Annotated in this window: 11 protein-coding genes; 6 read left to right on the top strand and 5 right to left on the bottom strand. The window is 57.3% G+C overall.

Features of this window, described 5'->3' with window-relative positions; translation table 11 throughout:
* Positions 1 to 563: polysaccharide deacetylase family protein (locus VIL80_RS06235; RefSeq protein WP_332035281.1), on the bottom strand; the 563-nt coding region annotated here is incomplete at its 3' end.
* A gap of 175 nt (positions 564 to 738) precedes the next feature.
* Here VIL80_RS06235 and VIL80_RS06230 point away from each other — a divergent pair.
* Positions 739 to 1,926 carry a PilT/PilU family type 4a pilus ATPase gene (locus VIL80_RS06230; RefSeq protein ID WP_332035280.1) on the top strand — a complete coding sequence of 396 codons (1,188 nt, stop codon included), beginning with the start codon at positions 739 to 741 and terminating at the stop codon, positions 1,924 to 1,926.
* Between the two features lie 32 nt (positions 1,927 to 1,958).
* Here the strand turns inward: VIL80_RS06230 and VIL80_RS06225 are convergent, their stop codons facing one another.
* The gene (locus VIL80_RS06225) at positions 1,959 to 2,522 is read right to left on the bottom strand and encodes an NlpC/P60 family protein (RefSeq protein ID WP_332035279.1); all 564 of its coding nucleotides are present in this window, start codon (positions 2,520 to 2,522) and stop codon (positions 1,959 to 1,961) included.
* Between the two features lie 191 nt (positions 2,523 to 2,713).
* Between VIL80_RS06225 and VIL80_RS06220 the strand changes: the two genes are divergently transcribed.
* Together VIL80_RS06220 and VIL80_RS06215 are read left to right on the top strand one after the other, a co-directional pair.
* Positions 2,714 to 2,902 carry a hypothetical protein gene (locus VIL80_RS06220; protein WP_332035278.1) on the top strand — a complete coding sequence of 63 codons (189 nt, stop codon included), beginning with the start codon at positions 2,714 to 2,716 and terminating at the stop codon, positions 2,900 to 2,902.
* A gap of 113 nt (positions 2,903 to 3,015) precedes the next feature.
* Entirely contained in the window at positions 3,016 to 3,285 is a 270-nt protein-coding gene (locus tag VIL80_RS06215; RefSeq protein ID WP_332035277.1) for a high-potential iron-sulfur protein, read from the top strand.
* Between the two features lie 21 nt (positions 3,286 to 3,306).
* Here the strand turns inward: VIL80_RS06215 and VIL80_RS06210 are convergent, their stop codons facing one another.
* From VIL80_RS06210 to VIL80_RS06200, 3 genes are all read right to left on the bottom strand, one after another.
* A complete protein-coding gene (locus VIL80_RS06210; RefSeq protein ID WP_332035276.1) occupies positions 3,307 to 3,873 on the bottom strand; it encodes an SOUL family heme-binding protein in 567 nt (188 codons plus the stop codon).
* A 75-nt stretch (positions 3,874 to 3,948) separates the two neighbouring features.
* Complete coding sequence (locus VIL80_RS06205) at positions 3,949 to 4,896, bottom strand: glutathione S-transferase family protein (RefSeq protein WP_332035275.1); 948 nt, start codon at positions 4,894 to 4,896, stop codon at positions 3,949 to 3,951.
* 64 nt (positions 4,897 to 4,960) lie between these two features.
* Positions 4,961 to 5,452 carry a DoxX family protein gene (locus VIL80_RS06200; RefSeq protein ID WP_332035274.1) on the bottom strand — a complete coding sequence of 164 codons (492 nt, stop codon included), beginning with the start codon at positions 5,450 to 5,452 and terminating at the stop codon, positions 4,961 to 4,963.
* A 147-nt stretch (positions 5,453 to 5,599) separates the two neighbouring features.
* Here VIL80_RS06200 and VIL80_RS06195 point away from each other — a divergent pair, with 147 nt between their 5' ends.
* The 3 genes from VIL80_RS06195 (at position 5,600) to VIL80_RS06185 (ending at position 7,635) form a co-directional block, all read left to right on the top strand.
* Positions 5,600 to 6,514, top strand: a complete 915-nt coding sequence (locus tag VIL80_RS06195) for a LysR family transcriptional regulator (RefSeq protein ID WP_332035273.1) — start codon at positions 5,600 to 5,602, stop codon at positions 6,512 to 6,514.
* A gap of 87 nt (positions 6,515 to 6,601) precedes the next feature.
* Entirely contained in the window at positions 6,602 to 7,120 is a 519-nt protein-coding gene (locus tag VIL80_RS06190) for a BLUF domain-containing protein (RefSeq protein ID WP_332035272.1), read from the top strand.
* Between the two features lie 200 nt (positions 7,121 to 7,320).
* A complete protein-coding gene (locus VIL80_RS06185) occupies positions 7,321 to 7,635 on the top strand; it encodes an HPF/RaiA family ribosome-associated protein (RefSeq protein WP_332035271.1) in 315 nt (104 codons plus the stop codon).
* Positions 7,636 to 7,652 lie beyond the last annotated feature (17 nt).

The raw sequence follows: 7,652 nt of genomic DNA, 5'->3' as shown, positions 1-7,652 counted from the left end.
TCCACATAGAAGCGGCGCAACCTGTCCAGATCGACAGCGATGCCCTTGGCCACCGCCTCCTGGAACAGGACCTCAATGTGCCAGTCGTAGTTATTCAGCGTGATGTAGGCATTGGTATAGCCGTTCTGCTGCAGGTATTGCCGCATGCCATCGCGCTTGGCTGCAGTGTCTCCTTCACGCAGGTAGGGAAAGCGAAACCACTTCTTGAAGGTGGGAAAGGTGCCGAGGATTTTATCGGCCTCAGCCACATTATCGATGTAGTCCTGCAGGCTGGTCTGGTTGAAGTTCGGATGAGTGTGGCTGTGGTTGGCGATGATATGGCCGGCATCGCCATAGGTTTGCAGCCGCTGCAGTTTTTCTCCCGAGAGATCACTGGTGTTGGCGAAGAATGCGACCTTGCCAATCTTGTGTTCTTCCAGTTGCTGCAGAAGATTTTTTGCGCGCGTGGGGCCGTCGAAATATCCAGAGGCATTTCTCGGGGCATCGTCGAAGGTGAATGCCACTTCCGCGGCTTGGGAGGAAGCGGAGGTGATCAGGAGAAGGGCGGCTAAAAGGTGGCGCATGGCTTTCCCGTAATTATTCGATGTACTGGTGGAAGAGAATGGCTCGGTGAGCCCTTAATGGATAACTGAATCTCTTTGCTTGTGTGACGCAGTTCTCGTTATTTTGCTTTGTCGGAATTCCTGTTTTGGATAAGCTGTGCGGCCGAAGATTTGCGCGCCAACAGGAACTGTATCGATGGATTTTACCGGCTACCTTCGCGTACTTGCCAAAAATGATGGCTCAGACCTTTATCTCAGCACCGGTGCGCCGCCCTGTGCGAAATTCCAGGGCGTGCTGAAGCCCCTGGGTAAAGAGCCGCTGGCCCCCGGGGAGATCGAGAAGATCGCCATGGAGATCATGGACGAGGCGCAGCAGGAAGAGTTCCGGCGCGACTTGGAAATGAACCTGGCCATGACCATCCCCAATGTGGGGCGCTTCCGCATCAACATCTTCTGGCAGCGCAATCAGGTCTCGATTGTTGCGCGTAATATCGTCACCGAGATTCCGAAATTTGACGACCTGAAGTTGCCGCCGATTCTCAAGGATGTGGTGATGGCCAAGCGTGGCCTGGTGCTGTTTGTCGGCGGTACTGGCTCTGGTAAATCCACCTCGCTGGCCGCACTGATCGATCACCGCAACACCAACAGCGGTGGCCACATCATCACCATCGAAGACCCGGTCGAATACGTGCACCGGCACAAGAAGAGCGTGATCAACCAGCGGGAAGTGGGTGTCGATACCCGCAGCTTCCACGCCGCACTGAAGAACACCCTGCGCCAGGCTCCCGATGTGATTCTGATCGGCGAAATCCGCGATCGCGAAACCATGGAGCACGCGATCGCGTTTGCGGAAACCGGCCATCTGGCCATTTCTACCCTCCACGCCAACAACGCCAACCAGGCACTGGACCGGATTGTGAACTTCTTTCCGGAGGAGCGCCGCCCGCAGCTGCTGATGTCGCTGTCGCAGAATATTCGCGCATTTGTTTCCCAGCGCCTGGTCCCCACGGTTGAAGGCAAGCGCTGCGCGGCGGTGGAAATTCTGCTGGGCACCCAGACCATCAACGAGCTGATTCTCAAAGGCGAGTTCCACTCCATCAAGGAGATCATGGAGCGTTCGGAAAACCTCGGTATGCAGACGTTTGACGGGGCGCTGTTCAAACTCTATGTGGAAGGCCGTATCAGCCTCGATGACGCGATCCGCAATGCGGACTCCGCCAACAACCTGCGGTTGCGCATCAAGCTCTATGAAGAGGGCAAGAAGCCCAAGGCGCCGGTCTCTGAGGAAGAGGGCGAACGCAGTGGTGTGCTGAAAACCGCTACCGGTTTTGAGTTATCACTGGAGTCGCTGGATGAGGAAGAGGAGGAAGCCTTCCAGTACTGATCCTCTCGCGCTGCTGTGAAGACGGGCGGCAGCTACTTGCCGTCTGTCAGATCCAGCCTGCGCGCCCGCCAGTAGCGGTTTTTCCAGTAGTAATCGGCCATATGAGAAATGGTGACGCCTTTCGATGCCGAGGCGTGGAAAAACTTGCCGTCCTCGATATAAATCCCCACATGCCGCCCCCTGCGGCCGGTCCTGAAAAATACCAGGTCTCCCGCGCGCAGGTCGTCGCGCTTGATTTCCCTGCCTTCCAGCGCCTGCAGTTCGGTGGTACGTGGCAGCTCGATACCCATATGGTCGCGATAGGTCAGGTACACCAGTGCCGAGCAGTCGATACCGCGCTTGCTCATGCCGCCGAGCTGATAGCGGGTACCTTTCCATTCGCGGTGCTGCCGGTACAGGCTGGCCTTGACCAAATCTGAATACGGTACCTGAGTGACCTGTTTTGATTGCGTTTGTGTGGGTTGCTGATTGGGCTGCTGCGAGGAGTTCTTCGGCGACGATACGCCTTCTTCCGACGAATGCTGATAGGGCGCCATGCTGCACCCGGCAGTTGTAGCGATCGCGAACAGAATGGGCAACAGCAGTCTTTTATTCATTTGGGCACGGCAATGCGATCACAGCAAATGCCGTCGGAGACTGGACGGCCGATTTTGATTTTTGGCTATGGCACTATCGTACGGTTTTTAACTGAATGACCGCTGAACTGTCCTTTGGCTAAAAAGTGAACGATACAGGATGAAAATAACGTCTATTCTTGTGTGGAATGCCAACAGTAAGGGGTACTTTCATGGCGTCGATGGAGCAAATCGAGATGGACAAGCACCGCAAGTCGCTGGACAAAGATGTGGTGCACCTGGTGGATAAATATCTCAAGGCAATGGAGTGGGATATCCCCGATGTGGATGAACCCACCGCGCGGCAGATGATCCTCGATGAGATCAAACGGGAAGTAGGGCGTATGGAATCCCACTCCTGAAACGCTGCCTGTACTTTCCGGTCACCTCAGATTTATCGGATCTGTAATCCCGATCTAATCTGAAAGGCAGAAATGCATTTTTCTTAATCCCCGAACTGCTGAGGTAAGCAAGCATGTGCAAACGGGATCAGGATATTTCTCGACGTAAGTTTCTCAAGCTCGCGACCTGCGCCACGGTACTGTTACCCGTGGCAATGATTGCCACTGACCGCGCGCTCGCCCAGAACAAGGCCCCGAAATCGGCGGTGCAATATCAGGATTCGCCCAAGGACGGCCAGAAATGCGCAGACTGCCAGTTCTTCACCGCGCCTGACGGCTGCCAGGTGGTGGAGGGGCCCATCAGCCCCGACGGCTGGTGCAGCCTGTTCAGCGGTAAGAAATAGGCTCAGCTTTATTTCATCTGATCACTGATACTCCATCAGGATCTCGTTCCTGCGCAGGAATGGCAGTGTCCACGGCGGGTTGTAGCGCGCCAGTTCCCGATCGCCAGTGGGCGATAAACCTTTTTCACTGAGCCAGGCCAGCAGCTCGGACGTTTTCTCGGCGACCTTCCGTTCACTGGCAACACCGGAGAAGCGGATTACCGCAACGCGGGTTTCCGGAATTTCGCGCAGGGTCACCGCGGCATTGTTGGGGCGGGGCAGGGTTTCCATGGTGTAGCTGGCTGGCATGGCAAAGGTGACGCGCCAGCGCCCGTCACTTTCCTGCATGCTAACCGGCGCCGTCATGCTGATCTTCTCCGAGCGCGGCTCGATGCCCACCGGCGCGGTCATCTGGATTTTCGCACTGCCGCCGCCACTCGCCGTGTTGTTGCCGAAAATGTAGTTGGCCAGCAGGCGAAACCCGGTACTCGACGCCTGGTCCATGGAGCCCGACACCACCACCTCCGCCACAATCCTGGGCGCGTAAGTGCGCAGCTCGAAGGGAGCCACTTGCTCGGTGACGGTGTACGCCGGTTCTTCAATTGCCATTGCAACTCCCGCCAGCATTGCCAGCCAAAGACCCAGGAAACATCTAGCCATTTTTTCGGTCAGCCACTTGCCGCGTTAAAGACCCCCCGGGCCATCCGGAACAATACCCGTGGGGTTGAGAGCCTTAATCGAATAGTAGCCCGCTTTGATGTGCTCCAACCTGACCGTATCGCTTACGCCCTCAAGGGACAGTATCCGGTGCATATAGCGGTGCAGATGCGGCATCTCTTTGATCGAATTACGGTTGCACTTGAACAGGCTGTAGTAGGCGGCATCAAAGCGCGCCAGGGTCACAAACAGGCGAATATCCGACTCGGTAAACGCATCCCCGCATAAATACTGGCGGCCATCGGCAAGCCGGGATTCCATGGCATCCAGCGCCGCGAACACACGGCTATATGCCTCTTTGTAGGCGAATTGGGTGGTGGCAAAACCGGCCTGGTAAACGCCGTTGTTCAGTTCGCTGTAGAGGTAAGTGTTCAACGCGTCGATTTCCGCTTCCAGCCCAGTCGGATACAGGTCGGGCCCGGAATCGCGAATATGGCTAAAGGCGCTGTTAAACATGCGCACAATATCCGCGGACTCATTGTTGACGATGGTTCCGGTGTGCTTGTCCCACAGCACCGGCACCGTGGCGCGCCCGGTGAAAGTCGGGTCGGCGTGGGTGTAGAGTTCGTGCATATAGCGCGCACCGTTCAGGTCATCGCTGTCGCTGCCGGCAAAACCACCGAAGGCCCAACCCTGATCGGTCAGCACCGGGTTGACTACAGAAACACTCACAACATCCGTCAGGCCTTTTAATTCTCGCGCCATCAGCGCGCGGCTCGCCCAGGGGCAGATATACGCCACATACAAATGGTAGCGACCGGCTTCCGCCTTGAATCCAGCGCTACCGGTCACACCGGCCGATCCGTCTACGGTCACCCAATTGCGGAAGGAGGAGGTTTGCCGAATAAAGCGGCCGTCATCGTCCGCCTGTTGTACCGGTTGCCAGTTTTCCTTCCAGACTCCATTCACTAACATCTTGTCACCTCGTCTCAATGCAGAATTTCGCCCCCGGCTGGGGGCGAAAGACGACTTGCGGTGGTTAGGCTGCACGACCTGCGGGTAACACGGCATCCCCGTTGCTACCTTCGGCCAGGATGCTGCGGAGGCCATTGTCCACGGCGTAGGCACCGCCACCCTGGATGGCCAGTGCCAGAGTCGCGCCGAACAGCGCCAGTGCATATTCAAAGCCGTTGTTGCTGAGGAAGAAACCGTTGCTGATATGGGCACTGAAGATCGCCACCAGCATGGTGACCGCACTCACGGCGGCAGCGGGGCGGGTCAACAGGCCGAGCACCAGCGCCAGTCCGCCAAAGAATTCCGCGCTGCCCGCCAGCAGGGCCATCAGGTAGCCGGGCTCCAGGCCAATGCTCGCCATCCACTGGCCGGTGCCTTCAAGGCCGTAGCCGCCAAACCAGCCAAACAGCTTCTGCGCGCCGTGGGCCGCCAGGATGGCACCGACTGGCACGCGTAGGGCCAATGCGCCCAGGCCAGCGTTTGAGTTCAAAACCTTGTTGATCAATTGAGTGTTCATAACCGTTCTCCACATTGTTGGGTTTGGGCTTGGTGTATAAACCTCACCAGCTTGGAAATCAGTCTAATCACAACGTGGCGACCTATAAACGGGCGATATGTTGGGCTACTATCAACGAATTGTTGGTAATTGGGCTGGGCATAACCCATGGACCGAATTAGCGCGTTGAATGCTTTTGTGGCGGTCGCCGACGAGGGTGGCTTCAAAAAGGCGGCGGACAAGCTGAACCTGTCGAACCAGCTGGTCAGCAAGTACGTGTCGCAACTGGAGGAGCACCTGAAGGTGCGCCTGTTCAACCGCACCACGCGGCGTGTGCGCCTGACGGAGGAGGGGCAGCAGTGCTACCAGTTCGCCCAGCAGATCCTGGAAAGCCTGACGGACATGGAGAGCCAGCTGGGCGAGATGCAGAGCGAGGCCCAGGGGCAGCTGCGTATCAGCGCCCCGGTTACCTTTGCCACCCGCCACCTGGCGCCGTTGATCGGCGACTTTAAGAAGGCGCACCCGGCGGTCGGTATGGAACTACAGCTCAACGATCGCAAGGTGGACGTAGTGGAGGAGGGGTTTGATGTAGCGCTGCGTATCGGCAAGCTGAAGAGCTCTTCGCTCATTGCCCGGCGCCTGGCACCGATACGGCTGGTGGTATGCGCATCGCCGGACTACCTGCAGCGGGAAGGCGTACCTGAAACCCCGGAGGATTTACGCCTGGAGCACTACCTGCGCTATAGCTATCTGGAACCCAGCCCCGCCGAGTCGCGACTGATGCTCGCGCTGAAAAGAAGTCGTGCTACCGCTGCTGCAAGCCTCGCGAGCAACAATGGCGAGATCCTGATGCAGGCCGCCATTGCCGGACAGGGCTATGTATTGCAGCCGACGTTCATCGTCGGCGACGCGATCAAAGCGGGCAAGCTCACAGCGATTCTGCGGGAATTTGAGCCGGAGCCACTCGGACTTTACGCCGTCTACCCGCACAGGAAACTGCTGGCTACAAAACTCAAAGTATTTATCGAATTCATCAGCAGTTATTTTGGTGATCCGCCCTACTGGGATGACTTTGACGAATGAGCGCTGCTGCCCGCGGCATCAAATGATCCGGATGCGGCATCACTGCGTATGAAGGCGACTACATCCGCAACCCAGTGGGCAGCTGTTATGAGTGAATTAATCCGGTTGGTGTACGCCAGCCAGGCGGCGTTTAAGCCCGCACCGGTCAAGCAGGGGGTTGAACCGTCGGTAGCCCGAATCCTGATGCAGAGCCGCCGCAATAACAGTCATGAAAATATTGGTGGCGTGCTGTATTTCGGTGATGGTTATTTTTTCCAAGCGCTGGAAGGCGACCGCAAGGCGGTCAACCAGACCTACCAGCGCATCGCCGCCGATCCGCGCCACCGCGACGTGACCATCCTGTCCCTGAAGACCATACCCCATCGCCTGTTTGCCGACTGGTCCATGAAGTACGTTCCGGTGGAGCAGGCCGTGCGAGAGTTTGTGAGGAGCCGCGGCTATCCGCACTTTGCGCCGCTGCAGTTTCAGGAAGAAGAAGCCGAGGCACTGATCAAACTGTTTCACCAGCAGCGCAGTGGCGATACCGCGGATGGCGGGAAGAAGCGCGGCTGGTTCAATCTCGGCGGCCTGCTCTCACTCTGGGTTAGAAGGCCCGTAGAAAAGTAGCCGGCGGTAGGCCATCGCAACTCCCTGCGCAGCCCGGTTTCCAGTATGCCGCGCCTGACATCCGAAAGCACCTTGGAGGATTCTGGCCGGGTGATCGCTTCGCCGTGCCATACTGAATTCATCTCTCACCCAACACCAGTACTCACTGTTGCCGCTGACGCCATGCGCTCAGTGCATGTGCAAGCTATAGGGCAGTTGCTATGAAAATCCAGGTCAATACCGACAGGACGATTGAAGGTAATGAGTCGCTTGAAGAGCACACCCGCGAGATCCTCGAACGCGTACTGAAACATTTCACGGAAAAGATCACACGCATGGAAGTGCACTTGGGTGAAAAACGCAGTGCGGACCATGGGGATATCATGGAGACACACTGTATGCTGGAAGTCCGGGTTGCTGGTCTGCAGCCTGTTGCGGTCAACGACAGTGCGACAACACTTGACCAGGCGGTTACGGGAGCCGCCAGGAAAATGGAAAGCATGTTAGAGAGCGAGTTTGGCCGGCTGGGAAGGTAATTACGCGAACCTGGGAG

Origin of the sequence: Microbulbifer sp. (assembly GCF_036563125.1) — a bacterium.
Taxonomy (GTDB): Bacteria; Pseudomonadota; Gammaproteobacteria; order Pseudomonadales; family Cellvibrionaceae; genus Microbulbifer.
The sequence above is the reverse complement of the archived record's forward strand: the minus strand, read 5'-3'. Positions and strand labels throughout refer to the sequence as shown.